21 protein-coding genes and 2 riboswitches are annotated in these 22,181 nt (G+C 71.9%); of the genes, 14 read left to right on the top strand and 7 right to left on the bottom strand.

Annotated features, from left to right (window positions below):
- Window positions 1-116 precede the first annotated feature (116 nt).
- A riboswitch (TPP riboswitch) is annotated at window positions 117-246 on the top strand.
- From thiC to LX83_RS08380, 7 genes are all read left to right on the top strand, one after another.
- Window positions 242-1,894, top strand: coding sequence for a phosphomethylpyrimidine synthase ThiC (thiC, locus tag LX83_RS08410; protein ID WP_253768944.1), 1,653 nt, complete (start codon window positions 242-244; stop codon window positions 1,892-1,894). Its footprint overlaps the riboswitch before it by 5 nt.
- Window positions 1,891-2,757 (top strand): bifunctional hydroxymethylpyrimidine kinase/phosphomethylpyrimidine kinase, encoded by an 867-nt coding sequence (gene thiD, locus LX83_RS08405; RefSeq protein WP_253768942.1) that lies wholly within the window; start codon window positions 1,891-1,893, stop codon window positions 2,755-2,757. The genes thiC and thiD overlap by 4 nt, the downstream gene beginning before the upstream one ends.
- 279 nt (window positions 2,758-3,036) lie before the next feature.
- Window positions 3,037-3,876: a spermidine synthase gene (locus tag LX83_RS08400; protein WP_253768940.1), complete on the top strand. Its 840-nt coding sequence runs from the start codon at window positions 3,037-3,039 to the stop codon at window positions 3,874-3,876.
- A gap of 78 nt (window positions 3,877-3,954) precedes the next feature.
- A complete protein-coding gene (locus LX83_RS08395) occupies window positions 3,955-5,070 on the top strand; it encodes a hypothetical protein (RefSeq protein ID WP_253768938.1) in 1,116 nt (371 codons plus the stop codon).
- Between the two features lie 128 nt (window positions 5,071-5,198).
- Window positions 5,199-6,473, top strand: a complete 1,275-nt coding sequence (locus LX83_RS08390) for a sensor histidine kinase (RefSeq protein ID WP_253768936.1) — start codon at window positions 5,199-5,201, stop codon at window positions 6,471-6,473.
- On the top strand, window positions 6,470-7,174 hold the full coding sequence (locus tag LX83_RS08385) for a response regulator transcription factor (protein ID WP_308203933.1): 705 nt from the start codon (window positions 6,470-6,472) through the stop codon (window positions 7,172-7,174). The genes LX83_RS08390 and LX83_RS08385 overlap by 4 nt, the downstream gene beginning before the upstream one ends.
- A 138-nt stretch (window positions 7,175-7,312) precedes the next feature.
- A complete protein-coding gene (locus tag LX83_RS08380) occupies window positions 7,313-8,542 on the top strand; it encodes an alpha/beta hydrolase family protein (protein WP_253768934.1) in 1,230 nt (409 codons plus the stop codon).
- A 21-nt stretch (window positions 8,543-8,563) separates the two neighbouring features.
- Here LX83_RS08380 and LX83_RS08375 read toward each other — a convergent pair whose 3' ends face one another.
- Window positions 8,564-11,068 (bottom strand): helix-turn-helix domain-containing protein, encoded by a 2,505-nt coding sequence (locus LX83_RS08375; protein WP_253768932.1) that lies wholly within the window; start codon window positions 11,066-11,068, stop codon window positions 8,564-8,566.
- Window positions 11,069-11,253: 185 nt separating this feature from the next.
- Between LX83_RS08375 and LX83_RS08370 the strand changes: the two genes are divergently transcribed.
- The 4 genes from LX83_RS08370 (at window position 11,254) to LX83_RS08355 (ending at window position 15,293) form a co-directional block, all read left to right on the top strand.
- Window positions 11,254-12,336, top strand: a complete 1,083-nt coding sequence (locus LX83_RS08370) for an alpha/beta hydrolase (RefSeq protein WP_253768930.1) — start codon at window positions 11,254-11,256, stop codon at window positions 12,334-12,336.
- A 76-nt stretch (window positions 12,337-12,412) separates the two neighbouring features.
- A complete protein-coding gene (locus tag LX83_RS08365; protein WP_253768928.1) occupies window positions 12,413-12,772 on the top strand; it encodes a hypothetical protein in 360 nt (119 codons plus the stop codon).
- Between the two features lie 76 nt (window positions 12,773-12,848).
- Window positions 12,849-13,307, top strand: a complete 459-nt coding sequence (locus LX83_RS08360; protein ID WP_253768926.1) for a DUF1707 SHOCT-like domain-containing protein — start codon at window positions 12,849-12,851, stop codon at window positions 13,305-13,307.
- A gap of 783 nt (window positions 13,308-14,090) precedes the next feature.
- Window positions 14,091-15,293 (top strand): HNH endonuclease signature motif containing protein, encoded by a 1,203-nt coding sequence (locus LX83_RS08355; RefSeq protein WP_253768923.1) that lies wholly within the window; start codon window positions 14,091-14,093, stop codon window positions 15,291-15,293.
- Here the strand turns inward: LX83_RS08355 and LX83_RS08350 are convergent.
- Window positions 15,281-15,688 (bottom strand): winged helix-turn-helix transcriptional regulator, encoded by a 408-nt coding sequence (locus LX83_RS08350; RefSeq protein WP_253768921.1) that lies wholly within the window; start codon window positions 15,686-15,688, stop codon window positions 15,281-15,283. The two genes, LX83_RS08355 and LX83_RS08350, sit on opposite strands and share 13 nt — an antisense overlap.
- A gap of 105 nt (window positions 15,689-15,793) precedes the next feature.
- On the opposite strand from LX83_RS08350, the gene LX83_RS08345 reads away from it, so the two are divergent.
- Window positions 15,794-16,729, top strand: coding sequence for an NADP-dependent oxidoreductase (locus LX83_RS08345; protein WP_253768919.1), 936 nt, complete (start codon window positions 15,794-15,796; stop codon window positions 16,727-16,729).
- Between the two features lie 153 nt (window positions 16,730-16,882).
- The gene (locus LX83_RS08340) at window positions 16,883-17,488 is read left to right on the top strand and encodes an NADPH-dependent FMN reductase (RefSeq protein WP_253768917.1); all 606 of its coding nucleotides are present in this window, start codon (window positions 16,883-16,885) and stop codon (window positions 17,486-17,488) included.
- A gap of 81 nt (window positions 17,489-17,569) precedes the next feature.
- Here the strand turns inward: LX83_RS08340 and LX83_RS08335 are convergent, their stop codons facing one another.
- On the bottom strand, window positions 17,570-18,211 hold the full coding sequence (locus LX83_RS08335; protein WP_253768915.1) for a TetR/AcrR family transcriptional regulator: 642 nt from the start codon (window positions 18,209-18,211) through the stop codon (window positions 17,570-17,572).
- Between the two features lie 57 nt (window positions 18,212-18,268).
- Here LX83_RS08335 and LX83_RS08330 point away from each other — a divergent pair, with 57 nt between their 5' ends.
- Window positions 18,269-19,222, top strand: a complete 954-nt coding sequence (locus tag LX83_RS08330) for an NADP-dependent oxidoreductase (protein ID WP_253768913.1) — start codon at window positions 18,269-18,271, stop codon at window positions 19,220-19,222.
- A 13-nt stretch (window positions 19,223-19,235) separates the two neighbouring features.
- On the opposite strand, the gene LX83_RS08325 is transcribed toward LX83_RS08330, so the two are convergent.
- From LX83_RS08325 to thiO, 4 genes are all read right to left on the bottom strand, one after another.
- Entirely contained in the window at window positions 19,236-19,676 is a 441-nt protein-coding gene (locus LX83_RS08325; protein WP_253768911.1) for a MarR family winged helix-turn-helix transcriptional regulator, read from the bottom strand.
- A gap of 263 nt (window positions 19,677-19,939) precedes the next feature.
- Window positions 19,940-20,722, bottom strand: coding sequence for a thiazole synthase (thiG, locus tag LX83_RS08320; protein ID WP_301327771.1), 783 nt, complete (start codon window positions 20,720-20,722; stop codon window positions 19,940-19,942).
- Between the two features lie 2 nt (window positions 20,723-20,724).
- Entirely contained in the window at window positions 20,725-20,925 is a 201-nt protein-coding gene (gene thiS / locus LX83_RS08315) for a sulfur carrier protein ThiS (RefSeq protein ID WP_253768909.1), read from the bottom strand.
- Complete coding sequence (gene thiO / locus LX83_RS08310; protein WP_407649507.1) at window positions 20,922-22,055, bottom strand: glycine oxidase ThiO; 1,134 nt, start codon at window positions 22,053-22,055, stop codon at window positions 20,922-20,924. The genes thiS and thiO overlap by 4 nt, the downstream gene beginning before the upstream one ends.
- A riboswitch (TPP riboswitch) is annotated at window positions 22,046-22,156 on the bottom strand. (Overlaps the previous gene by 10 nt.)
- Between the last annotated feature and the right edge of the window lie 25 nt (window positions 22,157-22,181).

The following is a 22,181-nucleotide window of genomic DNA, read 5'->3' as shown; positions in this document are numbered from 1 at the left end:
GGCCGAGCGCTTGGTTCTTGGCAGTGAGCACGCCCGGTGGTTATCGTCGGCTCTGGAGCGCGCGGTGCTCGCGACACCCAGCGCTCAGGGCTCGACGAACAAGTTCAGCACACAACTGAAGTTAACGCGGGAGCTCGCGCCGCAGCGGGCTGAGAGGGCGGCTGGTGTCGTGTGTGCGACCCGGTGCCGCCGACCGCCTGAACCTGACCGGGTAATGCCGGCGTAGGGAGGGGATTTTCCCTTGACGGCCCTTGACGACGTCACCATCCGACCGAGTGTCACCACCGGGCCCATCAGCGGGTCCCACAAGGTGTACCGGGACATCGACGGCGACCTGCGGGTCCCGTTCCGCCGGGTGGAGCTGACCAACGGCGAACACCTCGACCTGTACGACACCTCCGGCCCGTACACCGACACCAACGCCACCATCGACGTCCACAGTGGACTTCCCGGCCTGCGCGCCGACTGGATCGCCGCCCGGGAGCCGATCAACGGCGCGGTCACCCAGCTCGCCTGCGCCAAAGCCGGGATCATCACCCCGGAGATGCGGTTCTGCGCGGCCAGGGAGGGCCTGGACCCCGAGTTCGTCCGCGCCGAAGTGGCCATCGGCCGGGCGGTGATCCCGGCCAACCGCCGCCACCCCGAGACCGAACCCATGATCATCGGCAAGAACTTCCTGGTGAAGATCAACGCCAACATCGGCAACTCGGCCGTGTCATCGTCCATTGAGGACGAGGTGGACAAGATGGTGTGGGCGACCAGGTGGGGCGCGGACACCATCATGGACCTGTCCACCGGCAAGCGCATCCACGAGACCAGGGAGTGGATCCTGCGCAACTCCCCCGTGCCGGTCGGCACGGTGCCGATCTACCAGGCACTGGAAAAGGTGGGCGGTGACCCGGTCAAACTCTCCTGGGAGGTCTACCGGGACACCGTGATCGAACAGTGCGAGCAGGGCGTCGACTACATGACCGTGCACGCCGGCGTGCTGCTGCGCTACGTGCCGCTGACCGCGCGCCGGGTCACCGGCATCGTCTCGCGCGGCGGGTCGATCATGGCCGCCTGGTGCCTGGCCCACCACCAGGAGAGCTTCCTCTACACGCACTTCGAGGAGCTGTGCGAGATCCTGCGCGGCTACGACGTGACGTTCTCGCTGGGTGACGGGCTGCGCCCCGGCTCCATCGCGGACGCCAACGACGAGGCGCAGTTCGCCGAGCTGCGCACCCTCGGTGAACTCACCCACCTGGCCCGCGCGCACGACGTGCAGGTGATGATCGAGGGGCCCGGCCACGTGCCCATGCACAAGATCGCCGAGAACGTGCGGCTGGAGGAGGAGTGGTGCGGTGAGGCCCCCTTCTACACGCTGGGCCCGCTGGCCACCGACATCGCCCCCGGCTACGACCACATCACCTCGGCCATCGGCGCGGCCCAGATCGGCTGGGCGGGCACGGCCATGCTCTGCTACGTGACCCCCAAGGAACACCTGGGCCTGCCCAACCGGGACGACGTGAAGACCGGCGTGATCACCTACAAGATCGCGGCGCACGCGGCCGACCTGGCCAAGGGCCACCCCAGGGCGCAGGAGTGGGACGACGCGCTGTCCAAGGCCCGCTTCGAGTTCCGCTGGACCGACCAGTTCAACCTGTCGCTGGACCCGGACACGGCCCGGTCCTTCCACGACGAGACCCTGCCGGCCGAGCCGGCCAAGACCGCGCACTTCTGCTCGATGTGCGGACCCAAGTTCTGTTCCATGAAAATCACCCAGGACGTTCGGCGGTACGCCGAGGAGCACAACCTGTCCACAGTGGACGCGATTGAGGCTGGCATGCGCTTGAAGGCACAGGAGTTCGCCGACCACGGCAACCAGGTCTACCTGCCCGTGGTGGATCGGTGAGCGCACCGACCGACCGGCCGGCCCCGCCCCCGACCGCGCTCACCATCGCGGGCACGGACTCGGGTGGCGGGGCCGGCCTCGCCGCCGACCTGCGCACCTTCTTCGCCTGCGGGGTGCACGGCCTGGCCGCGGTCACCGCGGTGACCGTGCAGAACTCGCTGGGCGTGACCGGGTTCACCGAGATCCCGGCGGACGTGGTGGCCGGGCAGATCAGGTCGGTGGCCGAGGACATCGGCGTTGGCGCGGCCAAGACCGGCATGCTGGCCAGCGCCGAGATCATCCACGCGGTGGCCGAGGCGTGCCGGGACGTGGGCATCGGCGGTGCCGGGCCGACCCCGTTCGTGGTCGACCCGGTGGCCGCGTCCATGCACGGCGACCCGCTGCTGCGGGAGAACGCGCTGGACGCGCTGCGCACCGAACTGTTCCCGCTGGCCACCCTGCTCACCCCGAACCTGGACGAGGTGCGCCTGCTCACCGGCATCGACGTGCGCGACCGGTCCGACCAGCGCCGGGCAGCCCAGCTGCTGCACGCACTGGGGCCGAAGTGGGTGCTGGTCAAGGGCGGTCACCTGTGGACGGACCCGGACTGCGTCGACCTGCTCCACGACGGGCGGGAGTTCATCGAACTGCCCGGTCCGCGCTTCCCCACCCAGCACACCCACGGCAGCGGCGACACCCTCGCGTCAGCCACGGCGGCCGCCCTGGTCAAGGGCGCGGACATGGTCGAGGCGGTCCGCTACGGCAAGGCGTTCGTGGTGCGCGCCGTGCACGACGCCTACCCGCTGGGCGCGGGCATCGGGCCGGTGTCGGCGTTCTGGCGCCTGGCACCGGAGGCGGCCCAGGTGGAGCCGGGCGAGAGCTGAGGCAGCACAGCTCCGGAGGAGCTGGCGGATCGCCTGGCGTGAGCCAGGCGAGAGCCGAGGCAACACAGCTCCGGAGGAGCTGGCGGATCGCCTGGCGTGAGCCAGGCGAGAGCCGAGGCAACACAGCTCCGGAGGAGCTGGCGGATCGCCTGGCGTGAGCCAGGCGAGAGCCGAGGCAACACAGCTCCGGAGGAGCTGGCGGATCGCCTGGCGTGAGCCAGGCGAGAGCCGAGGCAGCCAGCACATTCCGCCGGGGTGAGCCCGACATACGCTGTGGGTATGCCACGCGGTGCCAGGACGTCGAACCAACGCCAGGTGCGGTTCGGCACGGCCGAGCTGATGCGGGACCTCGACCGGCCGAACAGCTGGCTGCTGAGCGTGGACGGCGTCGCCCAGTCCCACGTGGACCTCGACGACCCCACGTACCTGGACTTCGACTACGTGCGGCGGATCGGCGACGTGATCGACTGCCTGCCGGACGGCCCGCTGCGGGCCCTGCACATCGGTGGGGGCGCGTGCACGCTGCCCCGCTACATCGCCGCGCGCCGCCCCGGGTCCAGCCAACTGGTGTTCGACGTGGACGCCGAGCTGATCGAGTTCGTCCGGGAGCGCCTGGACCTGCGCGGCGTGCCCCGGCTGCGGGTGCGGATCACCGACGGTCGCACCGGCGTGGCCAGCCGTCCGGACGCGTCAGCCGACCTGGTCGTGCTCGACGCGTTCGAGCGCGCCGCCATGCCGGGCGGCCTGGCCACCCTGGAGTTCACCCGGGACGTGGCCCGGGTGCTGCGGCCGGGCGGGACCTACGTCGTGAACATCTCCGACGGCCCCGGGCTGCGCTTTGCCCGGCGGGTGGTCGCGACCGCGGCCGAGGTGTTCGACTCCGTGCTGTTGCTGGCCGACCCCGGGGTCCTGCGCGGCCGCCGGTTCGGCAACCTCGTGCTGGCCGCGTCCGCCGCCGAACTGCCCGTCGCCGAGCTGACCAGGCGGGCGGCCTCGGCGGTGTTCCGGGCCCGCCTGGTCACCGGCGCGGACCTGCGCAGCCTGGTCGGCCGGGCGGAACCGATCACCGACGCGGCCCCCGCGGCCGCGCCCACCCCGCCGGACAGCGCGTTCACCTGACCCGTAACGGCCTGACCCGTAACGGGCGGTGCCGGCCCCCGGATAACGAGGTGTGGTCCGCACGGGCATCAGGGGGGCGTGGTGCTGGAGAACTCGTCGACGGGTCTGACGATGGTGGCCGGCGAGGTGCCGGTCACCGTCACCAGGGAAGAACACCACCAGGCCGTGCTGCGGCGCTACCAGGTGAGCGCGGGGTCGGAGCGGCGGGTCGCGGTGGAGCTGGGCTGGTGCACCATCCGCTCGGGCAAGTACCGGGGCCGGCGCGCGATCGAGGTGCGCCTCGACGGCCGCCGCGTTGGCGAGCTGACCCACCTGATGTCGGAGCGCTACACGCCGTTGATCACCCGGGTGATCAGGGCTGGCGGCACGCCCGGCTGCGAGGCGCTGATCCGGCGCGGTCCGCAGAAGCTGGAGGTCGTGCTGCGCCTGCCGCGCCGCGCTGACGGGCCGATCCCACTGCCCGAGACCCCTCCCTCGGCCGCGACCAGGCCCACCGCGGTCCAGCCCACTGCGACCAGGCCCACCGCGACCAGGCCCGTCGCGGCCAGGTCCAGCGTGACCAAGTCCCCTGGGCTGCCTCCCGCGCGCCCGAGGCCGGCAGTGACCCCACCGCCCCGGGTTCCGGTGGGCACGCCGACCGTTTCCGCGCCACCGCCGCGCAACACCTCCTCGTCGCACCCGTTCGCCTGGGCGGCGGCAGCGGTCGCCGGTGTCTTCGTCGTCGCCGCGATCGTCAACAGCACCAACGACTCCCCGGCCACCACGGCTGCCGCCCACCTGCGCACCTCAACAACCGCGGTCAGCACAACGCGCCCGGCCACCTCGACAACCACCGCACCGCCGACGACCACGCCACCGCCCAGCAGCCAGGTCACCCCGACCACGGTGCCCGTGCCCGCCCAACCCGCCGTCCCGACCACCCAGCCGCCGGCACCGAGGACGACCACCCCGAAGACCACCACCCCGACCACCGCAGCCAAGCAGCCCACCAAGGCCGCCCCGCCTGCCACCACGACAACCAGGGCGCAGTCGAAGTGCGACCCCAACTACACCGGTTGCGTTCCGGTGGCCAGAGACGTCGACTGCGCGGGCGGCAGCGGCAACGGCCCCGCCTACGTGCAGGGCCCGGTCCGGGTCATCGGCAAGGACGTCTACGGCCTCGACAACGACGACGACGGCATCGCCTGCGAGTAGTGGCTGTCCCGGGCGCGGCGACCGGCGCCACCGGCTCGGGGTCATCCTCGCGATGTAGGCGGAGGGTGTACGCGGAACCAGCAGCGCGGCTGATGCCCGGACACCAAGGCGATGGTCAGAATGGTGCGGTGTTGACCGGACCGGTGCTCGACCGCCTGCGCGGCGCGACCGCGTCGCTGACTCGGCCGGCCGGCCCGCTGCCCAGGCCCACCCGGGCCAACTGGGCCTTTGACGTGGCGCTGGCACTGGTGCTGGCCGCGGTCATGACCGAGTACGCGGTCAGCGTGGCGGGCAACCCGGTGTCCACCGGGCTTCCCGGTGGTGGGTCCGCGCCCCAGCCAGCAGCCCCGCCCGACTGGCCCGCCACCGTGCTCCCGGCGTTCACCGCCGCGGCGGCCCTGGCGTTCCGCCGGCGGTATCCGCTGGCCGTGTTGTGGACGGTGCTGGGCGTGACCCTGCTGGCGCCGCCCGACCTGCCCCGGCTCACCTTCTACGCCTGCGTCATCGCCGCCTACAGCGCCGCCGCCTACAGCCCGCACCGGCTGCCGGTGCTGGCGGGTCTGCTGGCGGCGGTGCTGTGGGTGGGCACGGTCCGGGACTCGGTGCTGCCCGTCGTCCCGAACACCTACGCGCCGCTGCTCATCCTGGTCCCGATCGTGGTCGCCGCCCACGGCCTGCGCGGCTGGAAGCTGCGCACCGACGAGGGCCGCGTCCGGGTGTCCACTTTGGAGCGTGAGCAGGCCGAGGCGCTGCGCCGCGCGATCGAGCACGAGCGGGCCCGCATCGCGCGGGAACTGCACGACGTGGTGACGCACAACGTCAGCGTGATGGTGATCCAGGCGGGCGCGGCCCGCAAGGTGCTGGCCTCGGCACCCGACCAGGCGCGCGAGGCGCTGCTCGCGATCGAGGCCGGGGGCCGGGCCGCCATGACCGAGCTGCGTCACGTCATGGGCCTGCTCACCATGGACAGCCACCCCGACCCGGCCGCCGACCAGGCCGCGGACCTCGCGCCACAACCGACCCTGGACCAGGTGGCGGCGCTGGTCGCCCGCGTGCGCGACGCCGGCCTCGCGGTCACGTTGACCGTGACCGGCCACCCCCGTCCGCTGCCGTCCGGCATCGAACTGGCCGCCTACCGGGTGGTGCAGGAGGCGTTGACCAACACGGTCAAGCACGCGGCCGGCGCGGCCGCCTCGGTGACCGTCGACTACGCGCCCGACCTGCTCCGGGTGGCGGTCACCGACACCGGCGGCCACCCCGCTGCCGAGGCGACCGGGGGCAACGGACGCGGCCTGATCGGCCTGCACGAGCGACTGGGCGTCTACGGCGGCACCCTGCACGCCGGTCCCGGCGCCGCCGGCGGTTTCCAGGTGACCGCCCGGATTCCGGTGGAGGCGGCGTGACCGCGTCGCCCCGGGTGGTGATCGCCGACGACCAGCTGCTGGTGCGCACCGGCTTCCGGATGATCCTCGCCGCCGACGGCATCGACGTGGTCGGCGAGGCCACCACCGGCGCCGAAGCCGTGGACGTGGTCCACCGCACCCGGCCCGACGTGGTGCTGATGGACATCCGCATGCCCGAACTGGACGGCCTGGCGGCCACGCGGCACATCCTCGCCGGCACCGAGGACGCGCCCCGGGTGGTCATCCTGACCACGTTCGACCTCGACCACTACGTCTACTCCGCACTGTCCGCCGGCGCCAGCGGCTTCCTGCTCAAGGACGTCACCCCGGAACACCTCGTCGCCGCCGTCCGCACGGTGCGCGCGGGTGACGCGCTGCTGGCGCCGGCCATCACCCGCCGCCTGGTCGAGCGGTTCACCGCTCCCGCCGCCGTCGCGGTGCCCCGCGACCTGTCCGCGCTGACCCCGCGCGAACTGGAGGTCCTCCGGCTGCTGGCCCGGGGGCTGAGCAACGCCGAACTCGCCGGGTTCCTCCACCTGTCCGAAGCGACCGTGAAAACCCACGTCGCCCGGATCCTCGCCAAGCTGGGGCTGCGCGACCGCGTCCAAGCGGTGATCGCCGCCTACGAAACCGGCCTGGTCAGCCGAGGAGACCAGCACACCACCGGACAACCACCCAGCCCCGGCCACCGGGCCGGCTGACCACGTCTCGCACCGAAACCCGTTCCCGGGGTCGCTCGGTGCTGCCCGGAAAACCCGAGGCACACCCGTCTCACCACGACCGTTTCGCCACGACCGTTTCGCCACGACCGTCTCCCACCGAAAGGACCGGTACGACCCATGTCCCCACGCACAGCGCGGGCCCCTCGGCCGAGCCGCCCGGCCGGCACCGCCGCGCTCCTCGCCGCGGTCTCCGTCGCCTCCGCCTGCCTGGGCGCGCCCGCCCTCGCCGACGCGACCCCCACCGCCCGTTCCGCCACCGACCCGTCACCCGCGCTGTCCCTGTTGGCGCCCACCGGGCGGCACGCGGTCGGCACCACCTCCGTCCACCTGCGGGACGACTCGCGCCCTGATCCCTGGCTGCCCACTGTGGACAGTCGGGAACTCATGATCTCGCTGTGGTACCCGACGAACGCGTCGAGCGGGCAACCGGCCCAGTACATGACGCCCACGGAGTCGGAGCTGCTGCTGCGGGAGGCGGACAGCCCGGCCGACGGGCCGCTCGACGTGCTCAGCACGACCCGCACCCACGCGATCCGCGACGCCGCGCCGGCCGGGCGCGCCCACAGCCTGCCGCTCGTCGTGCTCTCCCCCGGCTTCACCAAGCCCCGCAGCACCCTCACCGGCCTCGCCGAGGACCTGGCCAGCCACGGCTACGTGGTGGTCGGCGTCGACCACACCTACGAGAACGTCGCCACGACGTTCCCGGACGGCCGGGTCACCACCTGTGTCGCCTGCGAGGAGCCCGAGAAGACTGAGGCGTTCTGGCAGAAGGTGGACCGGACCAGGGCCGCCGACGTGTCCTTCGTGCTCGACGAGCTGACCGGCGCGCAGCCGACGTGGCCGGGGGCCGCGCTGATCAACCCCGACCGGATCGCCATGGCCGGGCACTCCGCGGGCGGCGCGAGCACCGCCACCACCATGGTCGCCGACCCCCGGGTGCGCGCCGGCGTCGACATCGACGGCACCACCTCCACCCCGATCCCGGAGACCGGTCTGTCCCGCCCGTTCATGTTCCTGGGCAAGCCGGCCACCTACACCCCGGGCAGCGGGTCCGAGGCCGGCACCTGGCAACGCGACTGGAACCGGCTGACCGGGTGGAAGCGCTGGCTGCTGGTCACCGGCACAGTGCACGCGTCGTTCACCGACGTCGGCCTGCTGGCCGAACAGCTCGGCGTCGACACCGGCGCCGACCTGCCCGGTGCCCGGGCGACCGAGATCACCCGCCGCTATCTGCGCGCCTTCCTCGACCTGCACCTGCGCGGCACGCCGCAACCGCTGCTGAACCGCCCGTCCCCGGCCTTCCCCGAGGTCAGCTCCTGCACCCCGGAAACCGCGACCTGCCGGTGAGGTGACCGGAGGCCCAGCGCGTCACAACGCCGCGCCCGCAGGGGCCCCGAGCAGCGCGGGCGCGGCGTGCCGCTCCTGGTGGACGCGGCTGAGGTGGTCCTGCAGGCGGGCGTGCCGGAACTGGTAGACCGCACCGGCCTGGCGCAGCACACCGCGGTGGTAGGCGTCGTCCAGGAAAGCGGTCACCGCCCACGGCAGTCGGCCGGTCAGCGGCATCCAGCAGCGGACCAGCACGACCCACTGGCCCCAGGCGGTGAAGGCGAGGGCGTAGGAGAGCGTGCCGACCAGTCCACCCAAGGCACCCAGCAGCAGCCCCCCGGTCAGATCCCAGATCAGCGGGCCCAGCAGCCCCTGGAAGGCGTCGACCACGAGCCGGCCGCCAAAACCGATCGTGACCGCCGCCATCGGCACGAGCACCAGGATCTGGCGGAACACCGTGGCGCGGTTGGTGGCCAGCATGGCGATCGGACTGGTGACCGTGTCGGCGTTGAGCGGTGTCTCCAGCACGGACACCAGCCCGAACACCGCCCCGGCCGCGGGCCCGAAGATGAGTCCGCGCAGGAACATGTCGACCAGGGTGACCTCGATGGTCAGCGGCAACCCGAAGAACACCACGTTCACCAGGGCCTTGGCGGTTTCGTAGCCGAGCCCCACCACGAACCCGCCCAACACCCCGGCGGCGAACCGGGTGGCGTAGGTGCGCGCCAGCACACCCCCGGCCAGCCGGGCGCCGCTGAGCCGGATCCGCACCCGGGACGGCTCGAACCGGATCCCGCCGACCACCACCAGCAGCCCGTACACCAGGCCGAAGGCCAGCCCGACCACGGGCCCGACCAGCAGGCCGTCCACCAGGACCAGACCGGGCGGAGACGTGCCGGGAACGCCGAGCGTGCTCGGCGGCACCAGCACCAGCCAGTCCACCACGGCGGTGACCAGCGTGGACGCCAGCACCACGGCGAGGATGCGCGAGGAGCGGCGCAGCGAGTCACCCAGCCGCCACCACGCCAGGTCGGGCACACCCAACTGGTCCACGTGGTGGGCGAGATAGCCCAGCCAGCGCTGGACGCGGTCCGGGTCCCAGTTCCGCCGACAGCGCTGGCGGCCGGTGGCCGGCCGCGCCGGCTCGGGGCGGTAGACGGTCGGCACGAAGCTGGCCAGCAGGTGGTCCTCCAGCGCGTCCGCCGTGGGGAACCGGGCGGTGTCCAGCAGCTCGACCGGATCCCGCCCGGGCGGGGCCCCGTAGACGGTGCGCGCGAGCAGCACCATCAGCGGGGTGCTCAGCACGGCGGTGAGCGTGGCGCAGGCCTGGCTGTCCGGGCGGTGGCGCAACTCGTCCAGCACGGGATCCCACGGAGAGCGGGTTTCGCCGCCGCCACCGCCCTCGGCGATCCGGCGGGTGGTGCGCGGCAGGTAGTCGACCAGGTCGGCCGGGGTGAGACCGGTCAGGCTGATGCCGGCGCTCCAGGTCAGCACGTCACCGGCCTCGACCGCAGCCGTGTACTCGGCGGGACGGCTGGTCACCAGCATCGGCAGCGTGGTGGCGTTGAGCGCGTCCAGTGCGGCGCCGTGCAGGTCGTCGGCGATCTCGTCGAACCCGTCCAGCACCGGCAGGATGTGCCCGGCCTCGACCAGCGCGGCGGCCAGCGTCGACCCGTTGGGGGCCCGGGCGACCAGGTCGGGGTGGTCGCGCAGCAGCTGGTCGATCAGCCAGTCCCGCAGCCCGACGGCCGTGGGGTCCCACGAGCCGAGGCTGAAGATCACCGGAACCGGGTCGGTGTCCGCGCGGGTGTCCAGGTAGTCCAGGGTGAACCGGAGCATCAGGATCGTCTTCCCGGACCCGGCCTGCCCCAGCACCACCAGCCGACCGGACGGGATGCGGCGGTAGACGGCCACGATGTCGGTCAGATCGCCGGTCAGGTCCAGGGGCTTGGCCGCGGCCACGCGCCGACCCCGGTGGATTCTGGTGGAGTCGTCGGTCAGCTGCTCGGGCAGCGGCTGCCAGCGCACCGGCAGCGGGAACGGGTCGTGCACCCCGCGTTGTTCCTCCTCGCGGCGCAGCCGCCCGCTGACCACCTGGGCGAGCACGTCGGCGGCTTCGGCCAGCGCGTCGCGGGACGCCGAGAACCCCCTTGGCCGGACCGGGGCGGGGCTCGCCCCGACGCCTCCCGGCCGCTCGCCCCCGGCCGCGCCGTCCCCGGCTGGCGGGTGCTCCGCAGTGCTCTCCGCAGCGGTGTTCTGGCGTGTGGTGTTCTCGGCTGTGGTGTTCTCGGCTGTGGTGTCTTCGGCCGGGTCCGCCGACGTGGGCACGGCACCGGCTTCGGCCAGCAGGCGCCGGCGGTCGGCCGGGGACAGGTCCAGGGCCTCGGCCAGCAGCCGCAGTGTGCCGACCCGGGTGTCGCTGCCCCGGCCGGTCTCCAGTCTGCGGATGGTGCGCACACTCAGGTCGGCCGCCTCAGCCAGCTGTTCCTGGCTCATTCCCGCCTGCCGCCGCAGCTGACGCAGCAGCGGCCCGATCTGACTGGTCACCTCAGCGCCTCTCACCACGGCGTGTTCGCTCCGGCTGACTCTACGCAGCCGGGCGGACATATTTTGCCGGTTCCTGACCTGTTCCCCTGGCCAGGGCGAACACCATCGTGTGCACACCGACAACGCCGCCGGCGCCGGTCGGTGCTCGCCGCACGGGCGAGGTTGATCGACGAAAGGGCGAACCCATGAGAACTGGTGTCCGGGCCCCGCTGTGGCGTGGGATCGCCATGGCGGCCGGCCTGACCGCCGCCACCGCGCTGGCCGCCGCCCCGGCGTCGGCCGCGACCACGCCACCGCACTTCACCGACGATTTCGGACTCACCGTGGTCAGCCAGCCCGCGTGGGTCGACGAGACCCACCGGACCTTCACCTTCTCCGTGTCCTCCGACCAGGTCCCCAACCCCACCCTGCTGCCGGGTCAGGTGGCGGGCCAGCACGTCATCATGGTCACCCTGCCCGAGGGCTACGACGGCTCCGGCGCGACGCGCTACCCGGTGCTGTACAACCTGCACGGCAACCCGGACATGCCCAACACCGCGTGGAACCAGCGGGTCACCGAGCGGGCGACCTTGGGCACACCGCTGATCACGGTGGCGCCCAACGGCGTCCGCAGCTGGTACTCGAACTGGGTCAACCCCGGCGCACTCGGTCCGCAGAACTGGGAGACCTTCCACCTGGACCAGGTCATCCCCCTGATCGACGCCAACCTGCGGACCGTCCCCACCCGGGAGGGCCGGGCCATCACCGGCCACTCCATGGGTGGCTTCGGCGCGTTCCACTACGCCGAGCACCGGCCGGAGCTGTTCAGCTACGTGGGCAGCTTCTCCGGTGGCCTGGACCTGCTCAGCCAGGAGCAGCGCGCCGCGGTCGTGGCGACGGAACTGAGCCCGGACTCGGGCACGCCGACCGTCGGGATCGACGCGATCTTCGGTCCGCCGATCTGGCCACTGGACGGGGTGTGGAACGCGCAGAGCCCGGCCCAGCACGTGGCGTCGCTGCGCGGCATGGGAGTGGCCATGTACGTGGGCAACGGCGGTGACCTGACCGACAACCCGGTCCAGGCCGTGATCGAGAACCGGGCACGGCAGACCGCCCTGGTGACCGCGGCCAACCTGACCGCCGCCGGCATCCCCCACCACTTCGCCGACTACGGCGACGGCAGCGCCTGGGCGCCCGGTTGCACGGGCAAGCACGCCCAGGAGCCGTGCCTGCAGGCCGACATGAACCACTTCGTCGGGCTGCTCATGGGGCGGCTCCAGCACTCCTGACCCGCTGAACCGGCCGGGGCCCGGCGCGTGCTGCCCGCCCCGGCCGCTCCTTCTCCCCAGCCAGGAGGGAACCGCCATGTCCGCCAACTACCGGTACTGGTGCGGTGAGTGCCACTACCGCACGCCGTGGCTCACCGAGTCCCAGGGTGCCGAGCGGCAGATCGACCACTACGCCCAGCGGCACCCGGGCGTGCCCCCGGGCGGTCGGGTGGAGGTCCGCCAGGCCGACAGCGGATACGGCTGCCTGGCCCTGGTGGGCGGCCTGTTCCTGCTCCTGGTGCTGCTGTCGACCTGTTCGTCCCAGGCCAGGAGCGCACCGCTGCCGGCGAGCCCGCCCACCGCGGTCACCACGGATCCGGCCCACGCCACCGCCCTGGCTGGCGGTGAGCACGCGGTACCCCACCCATCTCGGGGCGCTTCACCAGGACGCCCGTGACATACAGTTGTCCCCGTTGGTTCCGGCTTCGGCCCAGCTCAGTGCGGGTCGGCGCACCCTGGGGGGCAGGAAAACCATGACGGACAACGATCCGGACATCCGCGCGTCCGACGCCGACCGGGCGGCGGTGACCGAGCGCCTGGACACGGCGTTCGCCGAGGGCCGGCTCGACGTCGCCGAGTACGAGCAGCGAACCGGCCTGGCCATGTCCGCCAAGACCATGGGCGAGTTGGCCCAACTGACCAGGGACCTGCCCGTCCCGGTGGAGCGGATCAGGGCCGAGCAGGCGGTCGAGCGCAGGCGCCGGGAGCGGCGCGAGTACGCCCGCCACTGGCGGAACTGGCTGGGCGGCGCGGTGGTCCTGAACGTCATCTGGGTGCTGACGTGCGTACTGGACGGCACCGTGCAGGACTACTTCCCCGTCTTTCCGCTGGGCATCTGGGCCGCCGTGCTGCTCGTCACCGGATTCACCGGATCCGTCGGCCGGGGAAAGCCCAAGGACAACCCCGACGGGCCAGCCGACGCCCTCCACTGATCCGCCCTCGCGCCTGGTCCGCTTCCGCCTGATCCGCCCTCGGCTGGTCCGTCCTCCGCTTCGTCCGCTCCCACTGATCCGCCCTCCGCTGGTCCGCTTCCGCTTCGTCCGCCCTCGGCTGGTCCGCCCTCGCGCCTGGTCGCTTGGTGCGCGTGGGTCCGTGTCTGCCCGCCCGTGCGTGGCTGACCCCGTCCACGTGGCAGAGTCGGACGCACGTGTCAAATCAGTTATCCACAGCCTGCCGAGTTATCCACAGGCCGTGATCTCCCCCTGGTTTCTCTGGCGATCACGGATAGGCTGGAGCGGGGCTCGTCCCCCTGGGAGGGCGGGGGTTTTCGATTGGGGAAATGCGCATTGGCGCACAGCTGTGCGTGTTTTCCGGTGATCAGCTGATTGCCGGATTCGCGACTCCGGGAAATGCGTTGCCCACTCGGGCGCTACGCCTGCTCCGCGGTGTCGCGACCAGTCGATCCTGCTGCCACGTTCGACCCCCACGGTGGGCAAGCAGGAGCAGATCGGGCCTACTACCTGCGGTTTCGCGCTTGGTCAGCGTGGCACTCGCGACCCGAATCCGGCGTCGGCAACTGGCAGTCGAACGTGGGTTACCAGGGCAAGAACGAGAGGCGTGGTTGCCGCGCGGCGGTTCTCGACCCGCTCGGGTTCTTTCGTCCACGCGGTCAGGGACCGCTGGATGACCCAACCCCACTGCCCGACTGATTCGACAAAAAGAGAATCACTCGAACGAGTGATGAAAGAGTGGATTGGGGTGCGTACTCTGGAAATATGTCCACCGAGGGGGAAATCGGTGCACTGCTGGACAGCATTGTCGAGTGCATCGAGACCATCAACGCCCACAACGGCTTACTTCTCCACACCTTGGCCGAATACCAGCGAAGACACCCGCAGCCTGAGTTCGCCGCTGCGGAGCTTGCCGTGGCCGCTCGTTGGAACCAGAGCCATGCCAACGCGCAACTGTCCCTGGCCGCTGACCTGGTCGAGCGTCTGCCAGCGACGTTGGACGCGGTGCGGGCGGGGCGGCTGGACGTCTACAAGGCCAGGGCGCTGTCCGAACTCACCCTGCCGCTGACGCCGGAGCAGACCCGGCAGGTGGAGGAGAAGATCCTGGTCACGGCACCGCACGAGAACGCCGCCATCATGCGCCGGCACACTCGGGAAGCAGTGCACCGGGTCGATCCCGAGGGAGCGGAGCGGCGGCACCAGCGGTGCGCCCAGAAGCGGAACGTGCGGATCAAGCACCTGGACAACGCCATGGCTGAACTGCGCGCCCACCTGCCGGCGCACCTGGCCATGGCGATCCACGACCGAGTGGACAGGGCTGCGTGCCAGGCGCGGACCCCGGGCGATGACCGGACGGTTGACCAGCGGCGGGCCGATGCCTTCGTGGACCTGTGCCTGGGTGAGGGCGGTTTCAGCGCCCAGATCCAGGTCACGGTGGCCGCGACCACGCTGATGGGTGCCGACAACCAGCCCGGCGAACTGGCCGGGCACGGCCTGATCCCCGCAGGGGTGGCACGGGAGATCGCGGCGGAGGGCACGTGGCGACGGCTGCTCACCGACCCGGTCAGCGGCGCCCTGCTCGACTACGGCCGGCGCAGCTACCGGCCGCCGACCAGGCTCGCCAACTTCGTTCGGGCACGGGACAAGACGTGCCGGTTCATCGGCTGCCTGCGGCCGGCCGCGAAATCCGACCTGGATCACCACGTGCCGTTCCCGGACGGCCCCACCTCCGCGGACAACCTGACCACGCTGTGCCGGCACCACCACGCGTTGAAGCACAGTGGCCGGTGGCGGTCCAGGCGAGCCAAGGACGGCACGATCACCTGGATCAGTCCCAGCAGCCGGGAGTACCACCGCGGGCCCGAGCCGGTGCTCGGGAGCAGATGGCGAGATCCGGACAGCGGGGGCGGTCCGCCGTCTTCTCAGGCCGGTGGCCACGGGAACCACGAGGTGGGTCAGGCTGGCTGAGGTTGGGTGGCGATCCGCTGGTCGTAGGCGGCGCGAGCCTGCCGGATGCGCGCGTAGCGGGACTGGCTCCACTCGCTGATCGTCACCAGGTGCGCGGCGATCTCAGCACCGAGGTCGGTGAGCGCGTACTCCACGCTCGGCGGGGTCGTCGGGTAGACCGTGCGCGAGATCAGCCCGTCGCGCTCCAGGTTGCGCAGGTTCTGGGTGAGCATCTTCTGGCTGATGCCCTCGACCTCGCGGCGCAGCTCGCCAAAGCGGTGCGGCCGTCTGCGCAGCACGCCCAGCACCAGCGCGGTCCACTTGTTGGCCACCAGGTCCAGCACGTCCCGGCACGGGCAGTTCCGCAAGTAGACGTTCCAGAGATGGTCGTCCGGCAGGTCAAAGGTGGTTTCCACGAGGTACCTACTTTACAAAAAAGTGCCTTCTAGCTCTTTTCTACCAGCTCTCCGAGGATGAATCCCGTCTCAGACAGGACGGACAGAGCAAGGAGCGACACCACCATGCGTGCGATCATGCAGCGGGCCTTCGGCGGATCAGAGGGGCTGGAGCTGACCGAGATCGACCGGCCTCAGCCCATAGCCACCGAGGTCCTGGTCCGGGTGCACGCGGCCGGCGTCAACCCGGTGGACTGGAAGACCAGTGCCGGCCTGGCCACCGCCTTTGGCCAGCCGCCCTACGTGCCCGGCTGGGACGTGGCCGGGGTGGTCGAGGTCAGCAACGCGTCGCCCATGCTGGCACCCGGTGACGAGGTGCTGGGCATGCCGCTGTTCCCGCGTCGCCCCGGCGCCTACGCCGAGTACGTGGCCGCGCCCTCCCGGCAGTTCGTGCGCAAGCCCGCCAAGCTGAGCTTCGTCGAGGCCGCCGCACTGCCTCTGGCCGGGCTGACCGCCTGGCAGGCCCTGGTGGACGCGGCCAAGGTGCGGGCTGGCCAGCGGGTCCTGGTGAGTGCCGCCGCTGGTGGGGTCGGCCACCTGGCCGTGCAGATCGCCAAGGCGCGCGGCGCGTACGTGATCGGCACGGCCAGCGCCGGCAAGCACGACTTCCTCCGCGAACTCGGCGTTGACCAGGCGGTCGACTACACCACCAGTGAACTCGACACAGCCGTGCGGGATGTGGATGTGGTGCTTGGCCTGGTCGGCGACGAGGACCACCAGCGCACACTCGCCACGCTGCGGCCGGGTGGTGTGCTGGTGGGGGTCGCCGGCGGGGTGTCCGAGTCGGTAGCGGCCGAGGCCGAACGCCGGGGCGTGCGCGCGACGGCGATCATGGTCGAGCCGGACCTGATCGGGCTGCGGGCCCTGGTCGACCTGGTGGAACGCGACCAGTTGCGGGTGGTGGTGGACCAGGTGTTCCCGCTGGAGCAGGCCGGCAAGGCACACGAACTCGGCTTCACCAACCGCACCAAGGGCAAGATCGTGCTCGCGGTCCGCGACTGAGCCCGCTCGGGGGCCGGTGACGTTCGACGCAGCGAGCCAGGTTGGCCGCGCGATCAGGAATTCTCTCGGGATGACGCACGTTCCATGGCTAGCGGACGCCCAGGACGTGTGGCGTCCGGCAAACCGCACGAGTTTCCCGAGAGGCGATCTTTCATGCAGTCAACGGTCGAATCGGCCACCGACACCCAGGCCAGCACGCTGAAGGTGGGCATCATCGTCGGCACCACCCGCCCGGGCCGCAAGGCCGAGGACGTGGCCAACTGGGTGCGGGAGATCGGCTCCCGGCGCACCGACGCCACCTTCGAGGTCGTGGACATCGCCGAGCACGCCCTGCCCCACCTCGACGAGCCGGAGCCAGCCCGCTCCGGCAACTACGTCCAGCCGCACACCCAGGCGTGGGCGAAGCGGATCGCCGGTCTTGACGCGTTCGTCTTCGTGACCCCGGAGTACAACGGCTTCTTCCCCGGCTCGCTCAAGAACGCCCTCGACTTCCTCTACGCCGAGTGGACCAACAAGGCCGCCGGCATCGTCAGCTACGGCGTGGGTGGCGGCAACCGGGCCGCCGAGCAGCTGCGCACGCTGCTGGGCAACCTGGAGGTCACCGCGGTGTCGGCCGGGGTCAGCCTCACCTTTGACGACGACTTCGAGAACTTCTCCCGGTTCACGCCGAGCGAGCCGCAGGAGAAGAACGTCGTCGCCCTGCTGGACGAACTGGTGGCGCAGAGCGCCGCGCTCAAGCAGCAGTCCAAGGCCGAGTGACCAGGGCCGGTTAGCGTTCAGTTCCTGCCTGTCCAACCAGCGCGGTTGGGCAGGCAGGTCTGTGTTCGGGGCCTGGTCCGGCTACGGCTGGGTCCGCGTGTGTGCGCAGCCGGGCTCGATCCGGCCGACCAGACCGGCGAGCAGTAGCCGCAGCTCGCTCAGGGTCTGCTCCAGCCAGGCAGCCGTGTCCTCGGCGTGCACCACGTCCAGGGCGCTCTCGGTGAGGGCCCCGTAGAGCAGTGAGGTCAACGGCTCCAGCGGGCGCGATGGGATGCAGCCGGCCTCGATGGCCATGGCCAGGCCGGTGCGCATCTGGTTCTTGCAGTCGGTCTGGATGTCCCGCATGGCGGTCCAGCCGAGCGCGGCCGGCGCCTCCACCAGGGTCAGCCGCCACACGGTCGGTTCCAGCGACTTCTCCAGCAGTGCCCGGCACCCGGCGATCAACCCGGTCCAGGGATCGCTGTGCTGCCGGAAGCTCTCCCGGACGGCTTGGGACAGCCGGTGCTGCTCAACCGCGTACACCTCGCGGAAGATCTGTTCCTTGTTCGAGAAGTGGTGGTAGAAGGCCCCTCGTGTCACGCCGGCTCGTTCACAGATCGCGTTGAGCGAGGTGAGGGCGAAGCCGTCGGTGGCGAACAGCTCCCTGGCCGCGCCGAGCAGGGCCGCTGTGGTCGCTTCGGTGCGTTCCCGCTGGGTGCGTCGGCTCGCGGAGGTGGTGCTCACCCCCCTATTGAACCCAACAAGTTACATACATCCCGTATGTATGTAAGCTCTGGGCGCATGACGACAACCATGCGCGCGATACGCGTGGACCAGTGGGGCGGGCCGGAGCGGCTGCGCCTGGTCGAGGTGGACCGACCCGAACCACTGCCCACCGAGGTGCAGGTCAGGGTGCACGCGGCCGGTGTCAACCCGATCGACTGGTACGCCAGCCGCAACATCGCCTACCCGCAGACCAGGACGCTGCCGTTCATCCCCGGCTGGGACGTGGCCGGCGTGGTCAGCGAGGTCGGCTACGGCGTGACCACGCTCGCGCCCGGCGACGCCGTCTTCGGCATGCCCCGGTTCCCGCATCCGGCCGGCGGCTACGCCGAGTACGTCACCGCACCCGCCCGGCACCTCTGCCGTATCCCGGCCGGGCTGGACTTCACCGAGGCCGCGGCCCTGCCCCTGGCCGGGTTGAGTGCCTGGCAGATGCTGGTGGACACCGCTGACGTGCGACCGGGCCAGCGTGTGCTGGTGACCGGTGCGGCCGGCGGGGTCGGCCACCTGGCCGTGCAGATCGCCAAGGCGCGCGGCGCGTACGTGATCGGCACGGCCAGCGCCGGCAAGCACGACTTCCTCCGCGAACTCGGCGCGGACGAGGTGATCGACTACACCACTGCGGACGTGGCCACGGCCGTGCACGACATCGACGTGGTGATCCAGATGTTCGGCGGTCCCACCGGCACTGCCGACCTGCGCACGCTCCGGCCCGGCGGCATCCTGGTCAGCGCGCAGGGCGCGTGGACGCCCGGGCTCGCCGAGGAGGCGGCCCGCCTCGGCGTGCGCGCCACCGACTTCCTGGTCGAGCCCGACCAGGCTGGCCTGCGGGCCCTGGCCGCCATGGTGGAGCAGGGCACGCTGCGGGTGCACGTGCACACCGTGCTGCCACTCACCCAGGCGGCCAGCGCGCACGAGGTGGGCAGCCAGAGCCGCACGGTCGGCAAGACCGTCCTGCTCCTGGACCACTGACCGCTGCCGCGGGTCAGGCGTCCTCGGCCACCAGGACCTCCAGCGCGGGCAGCGCGGCGATGAGCGCCAGCCGGTCCTCCTCGGGCAGGCGTTCCAACCGCGCCTGGAGTTCCCGGACCCGGGTGGAGCGCATGCCGGAGACCACCCGCTCCCCCTCCTCGGTCGGGCTCACCAGCCAGGCGCGGCCGTCCAGCGGGTCGGGTTCCCGGCGCACGAACCCGGATTCCACCAACGCGGCCACGATCCGGGACAGCGTCGGCGGGGCAACGCCCTCCTTGGCGGCGAGGTCACCGAGTCGCATCGGACCACCCTGCGCGAGGGTGGCCAGCGCGGACACCGCGCCCGGCCCCAGCCCCGGCGACCCGGTTCGGCGCAGCAACCGGGACAGCCGCCCGATCACGAGATAGAGCCGCGCGGTCGCGTCCTGGACGTCGAATGTCGTTGGGGCCGTCACGGCAATCGCCTCCTTCGCCGACGGGGGCGCGAGATGGTGCCAACCCCGACATCAGCAAACCAATCCCGCTTTTGTCCATCATGCCGCGTGTTCTGGGCAACGACGGTGGCGGGCGCCGTTCTGTTGCCCACCCGCGAGGTGACAGCGGGTGGGCACCGCGGCGAGCACCAGCGAGCGCGGAGCGGAGCGCACACCGAGCCGACCGGTTCCCCGGTGCGGCCCTTCCCCGCACCGCTGCAGCCGGGACCGGGAGGCGTGGCGGCTCAGCCCACGTAGTCCAGCTCCGGGCTGGACGCCTTGGCCCAGAACCGCTTGGGAATCCGGCCGGCCAGGTGGGCCAGTCGGCCCCCGGTCACCGCCGCGCGCATCGCCGCGGCCATCCGCTCCGGGTCGCCAGCCCTGGTCACCGCGGTGGCCAACAACACAGCCGCGCAGCCCAGTTCCATGGCCAGTGCGGCGTCCGAGGCGGTGCCGATGCCGGCGTCGAGCACCACCGGCACGCTCGCCCTGGACACGATCAGCTCGATGTTGTGCGGGTTGCGGATGCCCAGGCCGGTGCCGATCGGTGAGCCGAGCGGCATCACCGCGGCGCAGCCGACCTGCTCCAGCCGCAGCGCCAGCACCGGGTCGTCGTTGGTGTAGGGCAGCACCACGAACCCGTCGTCCACAAGTTGTTCGGCGGCGTCGAGCAGTTCGACCGGGTCGGGCAGCAGGGTCCGTTCGTCGGCGACGACCTCCAGCTTGACCCAGTTGGTGCCCAGGGCTTCCCTGGCCAGCCGGGCGGTGAGCACGGCCTCGTCCGCGCCGCGGCAGCCGGCCGTGTTCGGCAGCACCTCGATGTCCAGCCGCCGCAACAACTCCAGCACACCCGGGCCGCCCGAGGCGTCCATCCGGCGCATGGCCACAGTGGTCAGTTCGGTGCCCGAGGCGCGCAGCGCCCGTTCCAGCACCGCCAGGTTGTCCGCGCCCCCGGTGCCCATCACCAGCCGGGAGCCGAACTCGCGGCCCGCGATCACCAGTGGGTCCTGGAACATCTCCTGGAACATGCTCAGCCTCCTTGTACCGCGGTCAGCACCTCGACCACCGCGCCTTCGGTCAGCACCGTGTCGGGCCAGGCCGCGCGCGGCACGACCGCGCCGTCCAGCGCGACCGCCACCCCGGACGGGGGCGCGTTCAGCTCGGCGAGCACGGTGGCGACGGTGGCGCCGTCGGGCAGGTCCCGCTCGACGCCGTTGACGCGTGCCCTCATCGGCTCACTCCTGACAGTGGTTCACGGGTCAACGCCAACCGGTGTGGGTCGGCGGCCAGCACCGGCGCCGGTGGCGGCCGGTCGTCCAGCAGGGCCAGCACGGCCTCGGCGGTGATCGGGGCGAGCAGGAAACCGTTGCGGTGGTGCCCGGTGGCCACCACCAGGCCGGGTTCCAGCCAGCCGATCAGCGGCAGGTTGTCCGGGGTGCCCGGGCGCAGCCCGGCCGCGCACTCGACCAGCGCGTACTCGGCGATGCCCGGCAGCACCCGCTCGGCGTCGCGCAGCAGGTCCCGCACACCGGCCACGGTCACCTCGGTGTCGTGGCCGGCCTCGTACTGGGTGGCGCCGAGCACCAGGCCACCGCCGGCCCTGGGCACCAGGTAGCTGGGCCGGCCCTGGACCAGGGCCCGCACCGTCCGCTGTGGCGGGGGCAGGGCACTGGGGCGGGCCCGCAGCCGCAGCACCTCCCCCTTGACCGGGCGAACCGCGTGCAGGCTGGGATGCAGTCCCGCGCTCCACGCTCCACAGGCGAGCACCACCACATCAGCGTCCACTGTGGAGCCGTCAGCGAGCCGAATCCTGTTGCCCCGCACGGCCACGGCGCGTCCGGCAACCGCTTCGACCCCGGCGCGCCGGCCCGCCTCGGCCAGTTCCGCCAGCACCGCCCGGTTGTCCACGGACAGGTCCTCGGCCAGCAGCAGTCCACTTCGGACCTCTGGACCAATGCCCGGCTCCAGCGCGCGCACCTGCCGGCCGGTCAGCTTCTCCGGTGCGTGCCCGAGGCCGGCCAGGTGCTCGGCGAGCCGGTCCAGTTCGGCCCGGTCCGCGCTGTCCAGGCCGACCAGCACCGTGCCCTCGGTGCGCAGGCCCGGATCACCTCCGGTGGCCGCGGTCAGGCGCGCGGCGAACCGGGGCCAGTGGGCCAGTGCGGCGCGGCCGAGGTCGAGCAGGTCCTCCTCGCCGGGCCACGCCTCGGACAGTGGCGCGAGCATGCCGCCGGCCACCCGGGACGCGCCCGAGCCCGGCGCCGGATCGACCAGGCTGACCCGGTGCCCGGCCGTGGCCGCGCGCCACGCCACGGACTGACCGATGACTCCGCCACCCACGACGGCAACCGTTCCCAACGACACATCACGCTCCCTGCGCCGGCATGACCCGGATCAGGTTCGACGGTCGAGACTGGTCAAGTCTCCTCTCAGCCTGGTTCCCCCAGGCTCCCGTGCGGACCGGGCTCCACCGTAGCGCACGCCGGCGGA

Origin of the sequence: Goodfellowiella coeruleoviolacea, assembly GCF_024171785.1 — a bacterium.
GTDB classification, from domain to species: domain Bacteria; phylum Actinomycetota; class Actinomycetes; order Mycobacteriales; family Pseudonocardiaceae; genus Goodfellowiella; species Goodfellowiella coeruleoviolacea.
This window is presented reverse-complemented; position numbering and strand designations above follow the sequence as displayed.